Here is a 17,145-nt window from a genome sequence, read left to right as displayed (position 1 = left end):
GGCGGTATGCAGGGATTGATGAAGGGCAAGATCTTTGAAAAGGTCGGCGTGAACATATCCACCGTCGACGGGGTGTTCAGCGATGAATTTGCGGGGCAAATCAACGGTGCGAAGGATGACCCGCGATTCTTTGCTACGGGAGTCAGCCTCGTCGCGCACATGGCCAATCCCCATGTGCCCAATGTCCATATGAATACGCGCTTCCTATGTACGACGAAGCGCTGGTTTGGCGGCGGTGCCGATTTAAATCCGGCCATAGCCTATGATGAAGATACCGAGGAATTTCATGCCCGCTTGCGCTCGGCCTGCGCGGTGCACAATCCGGAATATTATCCCCGGTTCAAGAAATGGGCTGACGATTATTTCTATATACCCCACCGGCAGGTACATCGCGGTGTTGGCGGAATATTTTACGATCATATGGAACTCGAACATGAATCCGATTTCGATCGCCATTTTGCCTTCACCCAGGACGTCGGACGGGCGTTTCTCGATATATTTCCCAAATTGGTGCGCAAGCGGATGGGGATGGAGTGGAGCGATGAAGACAAGCAACAGCAACTCGTCTGGCGCGGGCGATACGCCGAATTTAATCTGGTCTATGATCGCGGGACAGCCTTTGGTCTCAAAACCGGCGGCAATGTCGACGCGATACTGATGAGTCTGCCGCCAGAAGCCAAATGGCTGTAAACAGCCCTGCAAAACTACCGCGGGACGTTCCCAGAGGCCAGATCGCGACCATCATCACGCATCTGGAGATGTTGAAAAAGCCGGTCCTGAACCCGATCGGATCCAGCCTTTCTTTGGAAAAATGGATGAAGCCGCCGGTTGCGGATTATCTGGCATTATTTCGGGCGGTCGGGGAACCGTGGCTGTGGTCGTCCCGGTTGCTGATGGCCGAAAATGAAGTTGAAGCGATCCTCCATCATCCGGCAACCGAGATTCATATCGTCCGAGATGGTGACGCGGAGGTCGGTTTCATCGAACTGGATTTCCGGGAGTCTGCTCAATGTGAAATCGGCTTTTTCGGGTTGATTGCCGCGATGAACGGCAAAGGCCACGGTCGCTGGATGATGAACCGGGCGCTTGAAAAGGCCTGGCGGGACGACATCAAACGCGTCTGGCTGCACACCTGCACCCAGGATTCACCGCGCGCCCTGCCCTTTTATCAGCAATGTGGCTTCCGCATTTTCAAGCAGGAAATGGACATGATGCCGGATCCGCGCCTGTCCGGCCATTTGCCGGAAACAGCCGCGCCTCACGTGCCGATACTCAGTTGAACACTTCCGTGACGTCGCGCTTCTTACCCGTCAATTCGAGATAGACGGACATAATTATGACAGCGAGGACAAGCTGAAAGGCCGTCCCGGTAAGCGAAGCCACCAGATTTTCAATAAATGGCCAGCCGGCGCCGCCAGTCGCAAGACCGACAATGATGCCGACGACTGCTTGCACGGCGCCTATGGTGATCGTACCGGTCACCGCGATAATCAGGATGAACAGCAAGATCGAAAAACCATTATTCTGTGTCAAAGACCAGCTTTTCTTGATCGCTCCAACGGGATTGCGCTCCCCTCGGTCGGCGATCACAACCGGCGCCAGCACCAGGCGAGCCCATATATACGCGCCAGGAAGGACGAACAGGAATAAACCCGGCAATACCAGCAAACCGGTCAGCAGATTGGCGATCAGATAGATCAAAAAAGCTTTTAGCGCGGTGATCAGGTCGTCGGCTACGGTGGTATTGCGCGAAGGTGCAAGGGTAAGATAGATCGCCAGACCGCCGAAACTTATCACGAAATTCGATGCCATGATCGCAAGGGCATTCTCGTTGAGATAGGGTGTATAAACAGCTAGCAAGCCATTCAAGTCCTCGTCACCGGTTAAAATCGGTTGCGCCACGAACTGAGCGAATAGAAAGGTCGGCAAAAAGAGAAAAACTCCGGCAATCGCCAGAATTGCTTCCTTATGCGCGCCAAGCAGGGCCATCGCGCCATTCCAGCATTGCATATAATTCAGCTTTACCATTTTTATTCCCGGGTCCATTTCTCGATTACCAGCCCTTGCCACCCGGCCAGCAAAAGTGCACGAAAATATTATGAACCCTCCCCATGATATCGAATGGCGTATCTCGCCGGATATGGTTGAATATCCGGCAGCCTTGTCCGGGATGGAAGCGCGCAATGCGGCGGTTCGGACCGGTGATGGCAAGGAACTGATCTGGTTGCTCGAGCATCCGCCGCTTTATACTGCGGGAACCAGTTCCGATCCGGCGGAACTGCTCAGCCAGTCCTTTCCGGTCTACGACACGGGCCGCGGTGGCCGGCATACCTATCACGGGCCGGGCCAGCGGGTCGGCTATGTCATCCTCGACCTGAAGAAACGCAATTCGGATGTCCGCGCGTTTGTTCACGCTCTGGAAGCATGGGTCATCGCAGCGCTGGCTGAATTTGGCGTCTCGGCGCGGGCAGTGGAAGGCCGTGTCGGGATCTGGTGCAATACGCCGGACGGGCAGGAAGCCAAGATCGGCGCGATCGGTATCCGCATTCGCAAATGGGTGACGATGCATGGATTTTCGGTCAATATCGATCCCGACCTCGGTCATTTCAGCGGGATTGTCCCCTGCGGGATCAGCGAATTTCCGGTAACCAGCCTTGCTCAACTGGGGATCGCGATTGGGCTTGAAGAGTTTGACGACGCGTTGCAGAAAACGTTCGGTGGTTTCCTGAAAGCGATTGATCAGGCCTGATCGCAGGCTATGTAGCCAAGGCAGACCCATTGAAGACAAGAGGATAAATCATGACAAAATTTTCTAGACTTGCCGGAGCCGCGGCGCTCGCACTGACCATCTCTGCCTGTTCCGGAAATGACGCACCAGATGCGAACGACGTCACCGAAACGCAGATGGACGATGTTGATGTCATTGATGGTACCATCAGTGACGATATGGTCGATGTCGACACGATCAAGGCGATCGACGAAACCGGTGAAGAAACGACCGATGCACCCGACAAGAAAGACGAAACGAAACCGGAAACGGAATCCGATTCGGCAGAAACGCCTGCCGAATAGCCTGTCAGGCGAGGCCGAGAATCTTGTGAGTCTGTATCGACAGGCGCCATTTCGGGTGGGCCTGCACAAATGCGATGGCCTGTTCGAGATTGGCCTGGCTGGCTTGATCATCGCCACGTGCGTCCATCGGCTGCAGTAGCAGATTGGTGAAGTCCCAGCCTTCCATCTCCCGCCAATCGCTATCATCCTGCGGCCAGACCAGTTTTAGCTCATCGCCCGAGCGTTGAACCGTCTCGCTTCGCGCTTTCGGACTGATACAAATCCAGTCGATCGTGCGCGGAACGGCCAGTGTCCCGTTCGATTCGATGGCGATGAAAAAACCTTCGGCGTGAAGCGCGTCGATCAGAGCCTGATCGATCTGCAGCATCGGCTCGCCACCGGTCAGAACGATGAATCGCGAGTCCCGGTCACTTCCCCATGTCTCGGTCGCTGCTTTGGCGAGATCATCGGCGGTATCGAATCGGCCGCCGCCTTCGCCGTCCAGCCCGACAAAATCGGTGTCGCAAAACTGGCAGATCGCCTTCGCACGGTCCCTTTCCAGCCCGGACCACAGATTGCATCCGGCGAAACGGACGAAAACCGCCCGGCGTCCGGCGTGCACACCTTCACCCTGAAGGGTCAGGAACCTTTCTTTGACCGCGTAGCTCATTGAGTCGCATATCGCGTCGAGTCGACAATCCCGGCTTCTTCAAAACCCTTTTGCCGCAAACGGCAGCTGTCGCAGAGGCCGCATGGCAGATTTCCGGGCGCAGGGTCATAACAGGACCAGCTCCAGGCGGGATCGAGGTCAAGCCGGATCGCTTCCCTGGCAATATCGGCCTTGGTCATATGTTGCAGCGGTGTCTGGATATTAAAGCCGCTGCCCTGATCGCCTGCCTTGGTTGCCAGATCTGCCAGTCTCTCGAAACCTTCTATAAACTCAGGCCGGCAATCGGGATAGCCGGAATAATCGAGCGCGTTTACCCCGATGAAAATATCGCGCGCGTCTCTCGCCTCTGCCAGTCCAAGGGTCAGCGACAGGAAAATGAGATTGCGGGCGGGTACATAAGTCACCGGAATATCATTGGTCACTCCGCTCTTTGGCACATCAATATCGGCTGTCAGCGCCGATCCGCCAAAGCGACTAAGATCGAGTGGCAGGATGATATGTTCCTCGACACCGAGATTTTCTGCGATCTTCTTAGCCGATTGGAGTTCGATTTTGTGCCGCTGGTTATAGTCCACGGTCAGCGCGATCAGCCGATAGCCCTGCTCAGCCGCAATCGCCGCAGACACCATCGAGTCCAGCCCGCCGGACAATAATATAATCGCTTTTTTTGATTCGGAAGTCATGATGCGCTCCGCTAATCACCTTGAAGGCGCGGTGCAAGTTTTGTGCGCAAATTGCCGCTAGGGTTTAGACCTAGCAACTGCCGGTGCGGCGGCCTTCAAGTTCGAATGTAAAGGGGTCGCCCTTGCTGATGCCTTGCGTGGATATCTGCACCAGGCTGCTGGATTCATGTTTGATTTGGGTAACGCCATGTCCGGCACCACCGCATTTATAGCTGACGCGAAGCTTCTTCGGGCTATTTTCAATGATGTATCGCGTGCAATTTGCGTTGCCATGCTGGATTTGCAGTAGCAATTCGGGATTTCCCAGACAGATTTTCTTGCCCGGTGCGCGAGAACCGCGTTCTTTCAGCGTCCACTCCCCATGCATCAACCCGTCGAGCAAAGCCATGCTCGGCGTTTGTGCGGGAGCGGCAACCGCAAACCCCGACAGGACGGCGGCTGTTGCGCTGATGATTTTGATCAGTTTCAAGCCTTTCATTGATATTCTCCTGTCAAGTTGGTTGGGTCGATCGTCTCAGGCTTATCCTGCTATAGTTCGAAATTGCGGCCAATATTGTTACAAAATAAGGCATTCGATAGGAAATTTTCGACATATCGGGTGATACGACACATCCGTGGTTACATTCAGTTGTTCAGACTCGCACCCGTAATCGTGAATGTTTTGCTGCAAAATGCACAATCGATTGCAATATTTCCCTGTTCGTCGACCATATCGTCTTTATCTTCTTTCGGAAAACGCGCGATTACGTCCCGGATATGGTCTTCATTACAGCGACATCCCTTAACACACGGTTTACCGCTCAAAAGTCTCACCTCGTCGCTCTCGCTAAACAGGCGCCATAGAATCTCTTCCAAAGACAACTCGATTCCGGTGAGTTCTGCTGGCTTGACGCTACCACCCATAATCGCGACATGCTCCCATTCCGGATGGTCCAGACGCACATGCAGTCGCTCGCGGCCATCCTCACCGTCGGGCAGATGCTGGACCAGCAATCCGCCGGCGATTACCGCGCCTTCGGTTTCGTCGATCGCAACCCGAATCAGCGTCGGGATCTGCTCGGACTGGAAAAAGTAATTCTGCACGGCTTCCGCCAGATTCGCTCCCTCAAGCGGTACAATTCCCTGATTACGGCCACGGGGCTGCGGCTGGTCAAACGTGATCGCCAGATAGCCTGTTCCGAACAATGCCATGAGACTGGGCTCTACCGGTTGGGCAGCGAGCCGTTCCCGGTCAAATTCGACATAGCCGCGAAGCGCGCCATCTTTATAGTCGCAGGCGAGCAGGCTGATCACGCCAGCCTCTGTTTGCGCCTGCAGTGTCAGTTGCGAGTCCTCGTCTTTCAACAGCGCACCCAGCATGGCGGTCAGACAAACGGCTTCCGCCAGAATATTGCGGATTACCGGCGGATAGTCATGGGCGGCCAGGATATCGTCGAGCACCGGGCCAAGCCGGACGACGCGCCCGCGGCAATGCTTTGCCGGGATCGCGAAGGACAAAATGCTGTCGGTCGGTGCCATGCTCTTCATCAGATCTGGCCGAAACACCATCGAAGTACTGACTTCTGCGCATGGATGCGGTTTTCCGCTTCATCCCAGACCACCGATTGCGGGCCATCGATGACCGACGGCATCACTTCCTCGCCGCGATGTGCGGGCAGGCAGTGCAAAAACAAGGCGTCCGGCTTGGCCTGTTCCATCATCATGTCATTGACCTGATAGGGCATCATCGCCGCAAGCTTGTTGTGGACATGCTCCTGGCCCATCGACACCCAGGTATCAGCCACAACAACGTCCGCTCCGGCGACCGCTTCATTCTCGTCGCGGTGAATCGAGATATTCGCGCCCGCAGCCTGTGCCTTTTCGATGAAGCTCGGGTCGGGATCATAGCCCTGGGGGCAACCAATCCGGACATTATATTTCATCAGCCCGGCGGCTTCGACGATGCTGTTGAGCACATTATTGCCATCACCCAGCCAGGCAATTTCAAGGCCTGGCAATGACTTGCCATGCTCGACCAATGTCAGCAGATCGGCAACGATTTGGCAGGGATGCGACAGGTCGGTCAGACCGTTTATCACCGGAACGCTTGCGTTTGCCGCCATCTCTTCGATCTTCGCATGATCATCTGTCCGGATCATGATCGCATCGCACATCCGGGACAGAACCTTGGCTGTATCCGCCACTGTCTCTCCGCGGCCAAGCTGCATCGAGCCGCTGTCCATCACGATACTGGTACCGCCAAGCTGGCGGATGCCAATATCAAACGACACTCTGGTCCTGGTGCTGCTTTTCTCAAAGATCATCGCAAGTACATGGTGAGCCAACGGTTTGTCCGCATCGGGCTTGCCCTTGGGCCAGTCTGCACGCGCAGCTTTGCGATCGATTGCATCGGCAATCATCGCGGCTATGGCGTCGCCGCCCGCATCGGAGAGATTGAGAAAATGTCGGGTCATGACGCAGGAACCACATAATCGGCCGCACCCGCGGACAATTTCTCGATGAACATGGCGATATGACTGTCTTCAATATTCAGCGGCGGCAATATCCGTAAAGTATTGTCCCCTGCTGCTACGGTCAGAAGCCCGTGATTATCGCGGAGATGGGCTACGAAGCTGCGTGCTTCCTGTGTCATCATGATGCCGAGCATAAGGCCCTTGCCCCGCACGCCAACGAACATATCCGGGTAGTTGCCGATAAACTGTTCGATCGCCGCGCGCAGCTTGTCACCGGTCGAGCGGACATTTTCGAGAAACTCGTCGTTGGCAACCACGTCCCACACCGCATTGCCCGCAGCCATCGCCAAAGGATTGCCGCCATAAGTAGAGCCATGGGTCCCGACTACCATGCCACGGGCGGCTTCTTCGGTTGCCAGGCAGGCTCCCAGCGGAAACCCGCCGCCGAGGCCCTTGGCACTCGCGATGATGTCGGGTGTGACGCCATATAGTTCATGGGCATAAAGCGCGCCGGTACGGGCTACTCCGCATTGCACTTCATCCAGCACCAGCAGGATGCCATGCTTATCGGCCAGATCGCGCAGGCCCTTCATAAACTCGTCCGATGCGGGACGCACACCGCCCTCGCCCTGGATCGGCTCGACCAGGAAGGCAGCTGTCTTGTCGGTAATCGCCGCAGCAGCAGCTTCCAGATCGTCAAACTCGACATATTTGAATCCGGCGAGCAAAGGCGAAAAGCCGTGATGCATTTTTTCCTGATTGGAGGCCGAAATCGTCGCCATCGTCCGGCCATGGAAAGCGTTTTTGAACGTGATGATCTCGAACCGGTCGCTGCCTGCCGACTGGTGATAGGCACGCGCTGCCTTGATCGCGCATTCCACTGCTTCGGCGCCGCTATTGGTGAAAAAAACCGTGTCGGCAAAGGTTGTATCGACGAGACGTTGCGCGAATTTCTCGCCCTGCGGGCTGCCATACAGATTGGAGACATGCATCAGGGTCGCTGCCTGTTCCTGTATCGCCTTGGTCAAATGCGGGTGGCCGTGGCCAAGCAAATTGACCGCAATGCCACTGGCGAAATCAAGCGCGCGGCTACCGTCTTCGGAAATCAGCCAGGCGCCCTCGCCTCGTACGGGACGAAATCCACAACGCGGGTACACAGGCATTAATGGAGTAATCGTCATGATCGGCTTCCTTTCGCGAAAAACAGAAAAGGCGACCCGACTGGCCGCCTTCCGTAATAGAATAGTCTTATATGCCGCTTCATGGAGGCGGTCAATCGTGGTAGAACACCACATCTGGCATTGCCGCGAAGGCGGGATTAATTGACTAACCTGATCAGACAGACAGGGATAATTCGTTTAATCCCGGCGCGGCTCTTCGATATCAGGCAACTAGGGTGACTAGCGACAGACACGCAGCACCAAAATAGGAGATATTCACATGGACATGAAAACAACTGGTTCCCCCGACGGTTGCCCGATGGGCTTCGATGGCGGTGTCCGCGCCCTTCTCGGCAGGCAGAATCGCGACTGGTGGCCAAACCAGCTTCAACTCGAAATTCTCAATCAGGGCGGCAAGTCTCCCGATCCGATGGGAGCCGATTTCGATTATGTTGATGCTTTCAAGTCGCTAGATTACAAAGCGTTGAAGAAAGACCTCACAGCATTGATGACTGACAGCCAGACCTGGTGGCCTGCCGATTACGGTCATTACGGCCCGTTCTTCATCCGCATGGCATGGCACGCGGCGGGCACCTATCGCACCGGCGACGGGCGCGGAGGAGCCTCGAGCGGCCAGCAGCGCTTTGCACCGCTCAACTCTTGGCCCGACAACGGCAATCTTGACAAGGCGCGGCGCCTGTTGTGGCCGATCAAGCAGAAATATGGCAAGCATATCAGCTGGGCCGATCTGTTCATCCTGACCGGCAATGTCGCGATCGAAAGCATGGGCGGACCGGTGTTCGGATTTGGCGGCGGACGGGCTGACGTGTTCGAGCCGGAAGCCGACATATATTGGGGGTCGGAAGAGCTCTGGGTTGATCAGGGCGCAGAGACGCGCATTCTGCCCGACGAGGGCAAGGCACTGGAAAATCCGCTCGCGGCGATTCAGATGGGCCTGATCTACGTCAATCCCGAAGGACCCGGTGGCAATCCCGACCCGCTGCAATCGGCGCGCGACATGAAAGAAACCTTCAGCCGCATGGCCATGAATGACGAAGAAACCGTAGCGCTCACCGCTGGCGGCCACGCCTTCGGCAAAGCCCATGGCGCGGTTCCTGCCGACCAGCTAAGCGGTGCGCCTGAATCCGAAGCGATGGAACTGATGGGCTTTGGCTGGGCTACCGATGCCGCTCAGATTGGCGAAGGCCACATCACTACATCGGGCATCGAAGGTGCGTGGACAAACACGCCGACCCAGTGGACGAGCGACTATTTTCGTCTGCTGCTCGACTATGACTATGAGCTTGTCCACAGCCCCGCGGGTGCGCAACAGTGGCAGCCGATAAACCAGAAGGAAGAAGACATGGCGCCCGACGCGCGGAATCCTTCCAAAAAGGTCCCGACGATGATGACCACCGCCGACATGGCGCTGAAGATGGACCCGGACTATCGCAAGATTTCGGAAAAGTTCCGCAACGACCAGGCCGCGCTCGATGATGCCTTTGCCCGCGCCTGGTTCAAATTGTGCCATCGCGATATGGGCCCGAAGGTACGTTACCTCGGCCCCGAGGTTCCCGCCGAAGACCTGATCTGGCAAGATCCTGTACCCGCTGGTTCAAAGCCCAAAGATGCTGCGATTTCCGATTTCAAATCGGCCATATTGGACAGCGGTCTGTCGGTGAGCGATCTGGTCAAGGCGGCTTGGGCATCGGCCTCGACTTATCGCAAATCGGACCATCGCGGCGGGTCTAACGGTGCGCGCGTCCGCCTGGCTCCTCAGAAGGATTGGGAAGTCAATGATCCGGCAGAATTGTCGAAGACACTCTCCAAAATTGACTCTTTGCGCGGCGACCTGTCGATGGCCGATGCGATTGTGCTGGCCGGCACGGCAGCGGTTGAAAAAGCCGTCAATGACGCCGGCTTCAACGTGCCTGTCCCCTTCACCGGCGGTCGTGGCGATGCGAGTGACGAACAGACCGATGCCGAAAGCTTCGAGCCGCTGGAGCCATTTGCCGACGGCTTCCGCAACTATCTCAAGACCAAGATGAGCGTGAAGACCGAGGAAATGTTGCTTGACCGCGCCAGCCTGCTGGGACTTTCGGCACCGGAAATGACGGTGCTGGTGGGCGGTTTGCGAGTGCTGGGTGCCAATAGCGGCAACAGCAAGAACGGCGTGTTGACCGATCGGGTCGGCCAGCTCACAAACGACTTCTTCGTCAATCTGCTGGATATGAAGACCGCCTGGAAGGTTGTCGATACCAGCGCAGACGAGGAATTTGTCGGCACTGATCGCGAAACCGGCAAGGATTTGTGGACCGCGACGCGAACCGATCTGATCTTCGGTTCCAATTCACAACTCCGGGCAATCTCCGAAGTCTACGCCGAAAATGGTCATGAAGAGAAGTTCGTGAAAGACTTCGTTTCTGCCTGGACCAAGGTGATGGATGCAGGTCGGTTTGATCTCGCCTAGCTCCGGTTAAACGCAATCAGAAAGAGGCCTGTCGGATAAAACCGGCAGGCCTTTTCATTGCGGGGAAGCCTTCACAATCGTGTCTTTGCCGCTTCCCAGTTCCGGCCATCAAATTCTCTTGTGGTCGGTTTTAGTCCGTGGCCGGTATCAAGGCAGCTATAATTCACGCTCCAGCTTTCCGGATGCGACCGCGGCTGATAGAAGCTTTTGACGCCGCAATGCTTGCAAAACAGATGATCCGCCTGCCCGCTGCCGAATTTATAGCTGGTCAGAACACCCTCGCCGTCCAGCAATGTGAAATTTTGATGCGGTACGATCAGATGCAAAAAACCCGTCCGCGCACAAATCGAGCAATTGCAATCGAGCAGCTCGGGCGAGGTTTCGACATTCGCCTCGAAGCGCACGGCACCGCAATGGCAGCCACCATGGACCGTTGACGCCACTATGGAGTTTCTTCCAGTTTGCAAATATATCGCGTTCCCTGTTCACTGGTTTCTGAATCCAGTTCACCCTTCGCCATTTGAGCAAAAGCTTCGAGAAACTGAGTGCCCTGCGCGCCATCGCGAATAATATCGGGCAGGCCAACACCATTGTCCCGAACCTCCAGCACCGCACCGTCGGATATCGTGCGCATCTCCACTGTGATGGCACCGCTCTCGCGATCGACAAATGCGTGTTTGACAGCGTTTGTGACCAGTTCGTTGATCAAAAGCCCGACGGCACCGGCACGATCGCGTGAAAGCTGGCACGGCTCGGCGGCGACGATCAGTTCGATTCTGCCGTCAAGTGCAAGCGCCTCTCTCAGCGAACCACAGAGTCTGTTCAAAAAGTCTCGCATGTCGACCACAGCAATATTATCGAGATTGTCATAGCGCAAACTCTCATAGGCTTTTGAAAGGCTGTGGACGCGGCCACCGGCCTTGCTGAGCGCCTCTTTCACCTCGATATTATCGCTTTTTTGCCGCTGCAGTGACAACAGGCTCGACAGGATCGCGAGATTGTTTTTCACGCGATGGTCAACCTCGACCAGCAGCATGTCCCGTTCCGCAATTCGCTGTTCTTTTTCGAGCAGGAGCCAGCGGCCGGTAGTCCGGGCCACATCTCCCAGACATACTACGATCAATCCGGTCGTTGCGTTAACGACCGTCCTTGCTCCGTCCCCCGCGTGTTCAAATGAGAAACTGCCCGTGGCAGGCAACACATAATACCAGGAATAAGCTGTCGTAAGAACCAACGCCAACACCCCGGCGCGAAACCTGCCGAAAAGCGTCGCAAGCAGTATGAAAGGAACGTTGACGGCGAAGGGCCCTGCCCCGACAGCCCAGTTATTGATGAGTTCTCGCGCGGCTATAGCGATGCCGCTAAATGTAATGGCAACAATCATCTGGACAATAACCGGAGAAAATCGTGGCATTAGATCAATTAGATCGAGCCGGTTAATACGCGCCAGCGAATCAGTATTAAAACTACTAAACATTTACACAGCCTACTTGAGGAAAGGCTCATTTACATCCGTTTGTAACTTCTGAATATAGTTTAGATCGAAATTACGAATTTTTTATTGCACAAAAGACTGCACGTGTGGAGATCCAGAAATCGTAGTCGCAGGGCGTCGGTGCGACTTTGAGGCTCACCTCAAATCAGAGAGTGCAGCGATGGCAGTCACAAGTCATCGTGATCACTCGCGCACTTCGAGCGTGTGAATGTCGATCCGGTTTTCGAGCGTGCGATGGACCGGGCATTTTTCAGCGATTTCGAGCAGTTTTTGACGCTGCTCGTCGGTCAGATCGCCACGAAGAATGATCGAACGGTCGATTACATCGATCCGGTTGTCGTCATTGTTGCAGCTTTCGCAGTCTTCAACATGTTCCCGGCTATGCTCCAGCACAATTTGCACGGCCTCCAGAGGGATGCCCTTGCGATCCGCGTACATTTTCATCGTCATCGACGTGCAGCTTCCCAACGCCGCAAGCAGCAGATCATAAGGTGATGGCCCGCTGTCCGTGCCACCGAATGATTCGGGTTCATCGGCAACGAATACGTGCTTTCCAACCCGGACCGTCTGCTGGAATTTTCCGCTGGCGGTTTCGACGGATACGAGCGAGGGGTTTGTTGCCATGACTATTCCACCGTTACAGATTTTGCGAGGTTGCGGGGCTGATCGACATCGGTGCCTTTGGCAACCGCGACATGATAAGCGAGCAGCTGGACCGGTACAGCATAGACGAGCGGGGCGATCAGCGGATGGACTTTCGGCATCTCGATGGTCGCAAGACAACCGTCACCTGCTTCTGCAATGCCTTCGGCGTCGGAGATCAGCACGACTTTTCCGCCCCTCGCCATGACTTCCTGCATGTTGGACACGGTTTTCTCGAACAAAGGTCCCGATGGCGCGAGCACGATCACCGGGACCGCTTCGTCGATCAGAGCGATCGGACCATGTTTCATCTCGCCGGACGCGTAGCCCTCGGCGTGAATATAGCTGATTTCCTTGAGCTTGAGCGCGCCTTCCAGAGCCAGCGGATAATCCGGACCACGGCCGAGATAGAGCACGTCGCGTGCCGGAGAGATATGATGCGCCATATCGGCGATATCATCATCATGGGCCAATGCGGCGTTGAGCGCAGCCGGCGCTTCGGTCAAATGTTTGACCACTTCCCGTTCTTCGTCGCGGGTCATTTTGCCCTTCACCACCGCCAGATGCGCGGCCAGCGCAGCCAACACCGCTAGCTGACAGGAAAATGCCTTGGTTGAAGCGACGCCGATTTCGGGACCGGCATGGGTCGGCAGCAACAAATCCGCTTCGCGCGCCATGCTGCTCGTCGGGACGTTGACCACAACCGCGATTTTCTGGCCATTTTCCTTGCTGTGCCGCAACGCAGCCAGCGTATCGGCTGTTTCGCCTGACTGGGAGATAAACAGCGCAAGGCCTCCCGGCTCGAGCACCGGATCCCGATAGCGGAATTCCGATGCGAAATCCAGATCCACCGGCACGCGGGCGAAAGTTTCGAACCAGTATTTTGCAACCATCCCGGCATAATAGCTGGTTCCGCAGGCGACGATGGTGATCCGCTTGATATCGCGCAAATCGAAATCCATTTGCGGCAGCGCTACCTGCTGTTCCAGTGGGCGAATATAGCTCTGCAAAGTTTGCGCAACCACGGTGGGTTGCTCGAAAATTTCCTTCTGCATGAAATGGCGATAATTGCCTTTTTCGATCGTTGCCGCGGATACACCCGATGTTGTTACTTCACGCTCTACCTGAACGTTGTCCTCGTCATAAATGACCGCGCCTTCGCGGGTGATGACCACCCAGTCACCTTCTTCGAGATAGGCTATTCTCTGGGTCAAGGGAGCTAGCGCCAAGGCATCGGACCCCAGATAGGTCTCGCCGTCGCCATAGCCTACAACCAGAGGCGACCCGAGCCGAGCGCCGATTAACAGATCGGGCTGGGATCGGAATGCAATGGCCAGGGCAAAGGCACCGCGCAGTTGCGGCAGGATGGCCTGTACCGCGTCTTGCGGAGATTTTCCCGCCTCAACCTGCTCGCTCACCAGATGCGCGACCACTTCGGTGTCCGTCTCGCTCTCGAACGAACGTCCCCGCGCGGTCAACTCTTCGCGCAAACTCTTGAAATTCTCGATAATACCATTGTGCACCAGCGCCACTTCGCCGGTGGCGTGGGGATGCGCGTTGCTGGTCGTCGGCGCGCCATGGGTCGCCCAGCGGGTATGGGCAATTCCCACATTACCCGCTGCATCGTCGGTCTTGAGAACATTTACCAGATTGGCAAGCTTGCCCTCTGCGCGGCGACGGATCAGCTGGCCGTCGTGCACGGTGCAGACACCGGCGCTGTCATAGCCGCGATATTCCATGCGCTTCAGACCATCGACAAGGCGATCCGAGACAGGTTCCTTGCCTACAATTCCAATAATTCCGCACATGGTTTTTCGGACTTTCTTTTTCGTCTGCTCAGCGATGAACTGATTATTGCAATCGGTGATTTTCTGCCTCTACCACGCGATACCAAGAAAACAACGCTCGCCAGTAGTGGTTTTGTTTTTCTCGAAGACGTGGCTTGAGGCGATGATCTGCCCCCACCCGGCTATTCGCCGGGAATGACAAAAGCCTCATCGGACCGGTTGGCATATTGGGTGGCCAAATCATAATCCACCGGAACCACATCGCGATCCGCGCAGACAAGGTCGCTGACGGTTTTTTTCCCTTTCAGCACCAAGATCCCATCGGTCATTTCGGGATGATTCGGTTCGCCGGCTTCAAAATTGGTTCTCACCATCCGACTGTAGACGACATAGGTCACATCACCGCGCGCGAAACTAATCTGGGCCTCGCCACCCCCCGAATAGGGAACGGACGCGAAAGTGAGCCTGTCTTTTCCTGCAATTCCTGGCCAAACCAGTTCTGGCGATTTTCCAAGGACGCCAACACGATATTGCGCAGTCTTGGTTCCTGATTCGTTTTCGGTTCCGCAAACTGATACGACTTTCCGACCTTTAAGCTGGCATGAAAATATGACCGGCTCCTTGGCGCTGCAGAACCCGATTGCGTTGACCTTTTCAGGGACAGCCTGGCCCGGTTCGTCCGCTGTTGGTGGAGAAACCGGCGCTGCCGGATTCCTGTTCGGCTCCATTGGCGCTTCCGCCTGCTCTGCTGGTGCCTGGGCGCTGCAAGCAGCGACGCCGAGGATGATCGGCATGATAGCGACCAGAGCAATGGCTCTGGTCCGGTTCACGATTTCGTCCCCTTGGCTTTTTTCTTCGCACTCGCTTCATTGAAACGATCTGCCCAACCTGCTTTCACCGTCTGTTCGGCGCGCACCAAAGCGAGGTCTCCAGCGGCCACATCCTTGGTCAGCGTCGCCCCTGCCCCGACAATCGCTCCTTCGCCGATTGTTACTGGTGCCACCAGCGCGCTGTTCGAGCCGATAAACGCCCCTTTGCCGATCACGGTCTTATACTTGAAATAGCCGTCATAATTGCAGGTAATAGTACCCGCACCGATATTCGCACCCTCGCCCACATCGGTGTCACCAAGATAGGTCAGGTGATTGGCTTTGGCACCTTTTCCCAGCGTGGCTTTCTTCATCTCGACAAAATTGCCGACCTTGGAGCCCTCTTCCAGCACTGCACCGGGACGCAGGCGGGCAAAGGGACCAACATTGGTATTGGGCCCGATGGTCGCACCCTCGATATGACTATGGCCATATATTTTTGCGCCGCTGGCGACAGAAACACCCGGACCAAATATCACATTTGGTTCTATCACAACATCTGAAGAAACTTTTGTATCATACGAGAACCAGACAGTTTCTGGCGCTATCAAGCTCACACCATCGGCCATGGCTGTCTCACGCCGACGGACCTGCCACGCGCCTTCGACCGCGGCCAGTTCGGCCCGGCTGTTCACCCCGGCAACTTCAGAAGGATCATCCACTTCGATGACCGCGCTTTTCTGGCCCGGCAGCATGACGATATCAGGCAGATAATATTCGCCCGCAGCATTGTCATTGCTGATTTGGTCGAGCATGATGAATAGGTCGGTAGAGCGCGCCGCCATCAGGCCGCTGTTGCACAGATTTACCCTGCGCTCCCCTTCATCGGCATCCTTATACTCGACCATTTTACCGATTTCGCCCTGATCGTCGGCGATAATCCGGCCATAAGCGCCCGCATCTTCGGGACGAAAGCCCAGCACAACCGCGCGCGAGTCAGAGCCATTGTTCAGACGATAGATCATGTCGCGCATGGTATCGGCGCTGACCATCGGGACATCACCGTAGAGGATCAGCACATCACCGGCGAAACCCTTGAGCGCGTCATGCGCCTGGGCGACCGCATGACCGGTGCCCAATTGCTCATCCTGCACCGCAATAGCAACATTGCGGCCTTCGACACTCGCTTCAATCTGCTCCCGGCGCGCGCCGACCACAATGACCGTGCGCTCGACGCCGATAGAATCGACAGTATCGAGCAGATGGTGGAGCATCGGCTTGCCAGCAATCGGGTGCAGTACCTTGTGCGTTTCCGATTTCATCCGCGTGCCTTGTCCGGCGGCGAGGATGATTGCGGCAAGCGGGCGATCTGTCATCGGGTTACTCCGGAACAAGTTGGTCAATAGCGGCCACATCTCGGCCATTTGGAGCGGCTAATGCCATGCAATCCGGGCTTAAGCCAGCCTGTTTATCGCAATATCGCCGGGTTCATTTCGCGGATTTTCCGCCTTTGCGCCATTTGGTCCACAAATGCCGCGCCAGCAGTAGCGGCGGCATTCGCAGCCAATGGGAACGCACGTAAAATGCGAAGCGGGTCAATTTCCGGGTTTCCCGGCCATATCCGTCGCGAGCGAGGAGCCGTCGGACATAAAGATAGTCGGCAAACTTGGTTTGGCCGGCACAATTTTCGTAGACTGGCATTTTATAGATGACCGCTGCAAGGCGCAAAGCTCTCTCCATCTCCCGCACCAGACCATGGGTTTTTGCGCGGCGACTTAGTTCTGCGCAGAAATCTTCTTCCGCGTCGAAAAACTCCCGCAGCAGCAGGTTGATATCCCAAAGGTTCCGTAGCCCGCCCGCCATATCCCCGTCGGCAAATAAATGGGCAATGGAGTGCAGCACCATATCGGCAGGCGCCAACACAT

At 56.0% G+C, this 17,145-nt stretch carries 19 protein-coding genes; 5 read left to right on the top strand and 14 right to left on the bottom strand.

Annotation, left to right across the window (positions count from 1 at the left end; translation table 11 throughout):
• Both hemF and WBM93_RS07910 read left to right on the top strand, forming a co-directional pair.
• A partial coding sequence (hemF, locus tag WBM93_RS07915) for an oxygen-dependent coproporphyrinogen oxidase (protein ID WP_424430525.1) occupies positions 1 to 690 on the top strand: 690 nt, incomplete at its 5' end.
• Positions 681 to 1,280, top strand: a complete 600-nt coding sequence (locus tag WBM93_RS07910; protein WP_424430522.1) for a GNAT family N-acetyltransferase — start codon at positions 681 to 683, stop codon at positions 1,278 to 1,280. The genes hemF and WBM93_RS07910, both read left to right, overlap by 10 nt.
• Here WBM93_RS07910 and WBM93_RS07905 read toward each other — a convergent pair.
• Complete coding sequence (locus WBM93_RS07905; RefSeq protein WP_424430521.1) at positions 1,273 to 2,028, bottom strand: hypothetical protein; 756 nt, start codon at positions 2,026 to 2,028, stop codon at positions 1,273 to 1,275. The genes WBM93_RS07910 and WBM93_RS07905 overlap by 8 nt on opposite strands.
• A 70-nt stretch (positions 2,029 to 2,098) precedes the next feature.
• Between WBM93_RS07905 and lipB the strand changes: the two genes are divergently transcribed.
• Positions 2,099 to 2,749, top strand: coding sequence for a lipoyl(octanoyl) transferase LipB (gene lipB, locus WBM93_RS07900; RefSeq protein WP_424430518.1), 651 nt, complete (start codon positions 2,099 to 2,101; stop codon positions 2,747 to 2,749).
• Between the two features lie 50 nt (positions 2,750 to 2,799).
• A complete protein-coding gene (locus tag WBM93_RS07895) occupies positions 2,800 to 3,072 on the top strand; it encodes a hypothetical protein (protein ID WP_424430516.1) in 273 nt (90 codons plus the stop codon).
• A 4-nt stretch (positions 3,073 to 3,076) separates the two neighbouring features.
• On the opposite strand, the gene queE is transcribed toward WBM93_RS07895, so the two are convergent.
• The 6 genes from queE to WBM93_RS07865 form a co-directional block, all read right to left on the bottom strand.
• Positions 3,077 to 3,721 (bottom strand): 7-carboxy-7-deazaguanine synthase, encoded by a 645-nt coding sequence (gene queE, locus WBM93_RS07890; protein ID WP_424430514.1) that lies wholly within the window; start codon positions 3,719 to 3,721, stop codon positions 3,077 to 3,079.
• On the bottom strand, positions 3,718 to 4,404 hold the full coding sequence (gene queC / locus WBM93_RS07885; RefSeq protein ID WP_424430511.1) for a 7-cyano-7-deazaguanine synthase QueC: 687 nt from the start codon (positions 4,402 to 4,404) through the stop codon (positions 3,718 to 3,720). The genes queE and queC overlap by 4 nt, the downstream gene beginning before the upstream one ends.
• A 70-nt stretch (positions 4,405 to 4,474) precedes the next feature.
• The gene (locus WBM93_RS07880) at positions 4,475 to 4,882 is read right to left on the bottom strand and encodes a DUF3617 domain-containing protein (protein WP_424430509.1); all 408 of its coding nucleotides are present in this window, start codon (positions 4,880 to 4,882) and stop codon (positions 4,475 to 4,477) included.
• 146 nt (positions 4,883 to 5,028) lie between these two features.
• Positions 5,029 to 5,931: an Hsp33 family molecular chaperone HslO gene (locus WBM93_RS07875; protein ID WP_424430507.1), complete on the bottom strand. Its 903-nt coding sequence runs from the start codon at positions 5,929 to 5,931 to the stop codon at positions 5,029 to 5,031.
• A complete protein-coding gene (argF, locus tag WBM93_RS07870; RefSeq protein WP_424430503.1) occupies positions 5,931 to 6,857 on the bottom strand; it encodes an ornithine carbamoyltransferase in 927 nt (308 codons plus the stop codon). The genes WBM93_RS07875 and argF overlap by 1 nt, the downstream gene beginning before the upstream one ends.
• A complete protein-coding gene (locus tag WBM93_RS07865) occupies positions 6,854 to 8,038 on the bottom strand; it encodes an aspartate aminotransferase family protein (protein ID WP_424430500.1) in 1,185 nt (394 codons plus the stop codon). The genes argF and WBM93_RS07865 overlap by 4 nt, the downstream gene beginning before the upstream one ends.
• Before the next feature lie 259 nt (positions 8,039 to 8,297).
• Between WBM93_RS07865 and katG the strand changes: the two genes are divergently transcribed.
• A complete protein-coding gene (gene katG, locus WBM93_RS07860) occupies positions 8,298 to 10,487 on the top strand; it encodes a catalase/peroxidase HPI (RefSeq protein WP_424430497.1) in 2,190 nt (729 codons plus the stop codon).
• A gap of 71 nt (positions 10,488 to 10,558) precedes the next feature.
• Here katG and WBM93_RS07855 read toward each other — a convergent pair whose 3' ends face one another.
• The 7 genes from WBM93_RS07855 to WBM93_RS07825 all read right to left on the bottom strand — a co-directional run.
• The gene (locus WBM93_RS07855) at positions 10,559 to 10,930 is read right to left on the bottom strand and encodes a GFA family protein (protein ID WP_424430494.1); all 372 of its coding nucleotides are present in this window, start codon (positions 10,928 to 10,930) and stop codon (positions 10,559 to 10,561) included.
• Positions 10,930 to 11,586: a sensor histidine kinase gene (locus WBM93_RS07850; protein WP_424430491.1), complete on the bottom strand. Its 657-nt coding sequence runs from the start codon at positions 11,584 to 11,586 to the stop codon at positions 10,930 to 10,932. Before WBM93_RS07850 ends, WBM93_RS07855 begins: the two co-directional genes overlap by 1 nt.
• Positions 11,587 to 12,165: 579 nt before the next feature.
• Entirely contained in the window at positions 12,166 to 12,606 is a 441-nt protein-coding gene (locus WBM93_RS07845; protein ID WP_424430489.1) for an OsmC family protein, read from the bottom strand.
• Between the two features lie 2 nt (positions 12,607 to 12,608).
• Positions 12,609 to 14,432, bottom strand: a complete 1,824-nt coding sequence (gene glmS, locus WBM93_RS07840) for a glutamine--fructose-6-phosphate transaminase (isomerizing) (RefSeq protein WP_424430486.1) — start codon at positions 14,430 to 14,432, stop codon at positions 12,609 to 12,611.
• Between the two features lie 161 nt (positions 14,433 to 14,593).
• Positions 14,594 to 15,241: a hypothetical protein gene (locus WBM93_RS07835; protein ID WP_424430483.1), complete on the bottom strand. Its 648-nt coding sequence runs from the start codon at positions 15,239 to 15,241 to the stop codon at positions 14,594 to 14,596.
• Positions 15,238 to 16,596, bottom strand: coding sequence for a bifunctional UDP-N-acetylglucosamine diphosphorylase/glucosamine-1-phosphate N-acetyltransferase GlmU (glmU, locus tag WBM93_RS07830; protein ID WP_424430481.1), 1,359 nt, complete (start codon positions 16,594 to 16,596; stop codon positions 15,238 to 15,240). The genes WBM93_RS07835 and glmU overlap by 4 nt, the downstream gene beginning before the upstream one ends.
• Positions 16,597 to 16,708: 112 nt before the next feature.
• On the bottom strand, positions 16,709 to 17,145 hold a 437-nt coding region (locus WBM93_RS07825; protein WP_424430478.1), incomplete at its 5' end, for a nucleotidyltransferase family protein.

Origin of the sequence: Parasphingorhabdus sp., assembly GCF_049667325.1 — a bacterium.
In the GTDB taxonomy this organism is placed as follows: Bacteria; Pseudomonadota; Alphaproteobacteria; order Sphingomonadales; family Sphingomonadaceae; genus Parasphingorhabdus.
The sequence above is the reverse complement of the archived record's forward strand: the minus strand, read 5'-3'. Positions and strand labels throughout refer to the sequence as shown.

What these genes read in the sequence shown, in the direction of transcription:
- WBM93_RS07865 (WP_424430500.1), bottom strand. Translation starts at nt 8,038, where the DNA reads ATGACGATTACTCCATTAATGCCTGTGTACCCGCGTTGTGGATTTCGT.
- WBM93_RS07880 (WP_424430509.1), bottom strand. Translation starts at nt 4,882, where the DNA reads ATGAAAGGCTTGAAACTGATCAAAATCATCAGCGCAACAGCCGCCGTC.
- WBM93_RS07910 (WP_424430522.1), top strand. Translation starts at nt 681, where the DNA reads ATGGCTGTAAACAGCCCTGCAAAACTACCGCGGGACGTTCCCAGAGGC.
- queE (WP_424430514.1), bottom strand. Translation starts at nt 3,721, where the DNA reads ATGAGCTACGCGGTCAAAGAAAGGTTCCTGACCCTTCAGGGTGAAGGT.
- argF (WP_424430503.1), bottom strand. Translation starts at nt 6,857, where the DNA reads ATGACCCGACATTTTCTCAATCTCTCCGATGCGGGCGGCGACGCCATA.
- WBM93_RS07905 (WP_424430521.1), bottom strand. Translation starts at nt 2,028, where the DNA reads ATGGTAAAGCTGAATTATATGCAATGCTGGAATGGCGCGATGGCCCTG.
- WBM93_RS07845 (WP_424430489.1), bottom strand. Translation starts at nt 12,606, where the DNA reads ATGGCAACAAACCCCTCGCTCGTATCCGTCGAAACCGCCAGCGGAAAA.
- WBM93_RS07895 (WP_424430516.1), top strand. Translation starts at nt 2,800, where the DNA reads ATGACAAAATTTTCTAGACTTGCCGGAGCCGCGGCGCTCGCACTGACC.
- queC (WP_424430511.1), bottom strand. Translation starts at nt 4,404, where the DNA reads ATGACTTCCGAATCAAAAAAAGCGATTATATTATTGTCCGGCGGGCTG.
- katG (WP_424430497.1), top strand. Translation starts at nt 8,298, where the DNA reads ATGGACATGAAAACAACTGGTTCCCCCGACGGTTGCCCGATGGGCTTC.
- glmS (WP_424430486.1), bottom strand. Translation starts at nt 14,432, where the DNA reads ATGTGCGGAATTATTGGAATTGTAGGCAAGGAACCTGTCTCGGATCGC.
- lipB (WP_424430518.1), top strand. Translation starts at nt 2,099, where the DNA reads ATGAACCCTCCCCATGATATCGAATGGCGTATCTCGCCGGATATGGTT.
- WBM93_RS07875 (WP_424430507.1), bottom strand. Translation starts at nt 5,931, where the DNA reads ATGAAGAGCATGGCACCGACCGACAGCATTTTGTCCTTCGCGATCCCG.
- glmU (WP_424430481.1), bottom strand. Translation starts at nt 16,596, where the DNA reads ATGACAGATCGCCCGCTTGCCGCAATCATCCTCGCCGCCGGACAAGGC.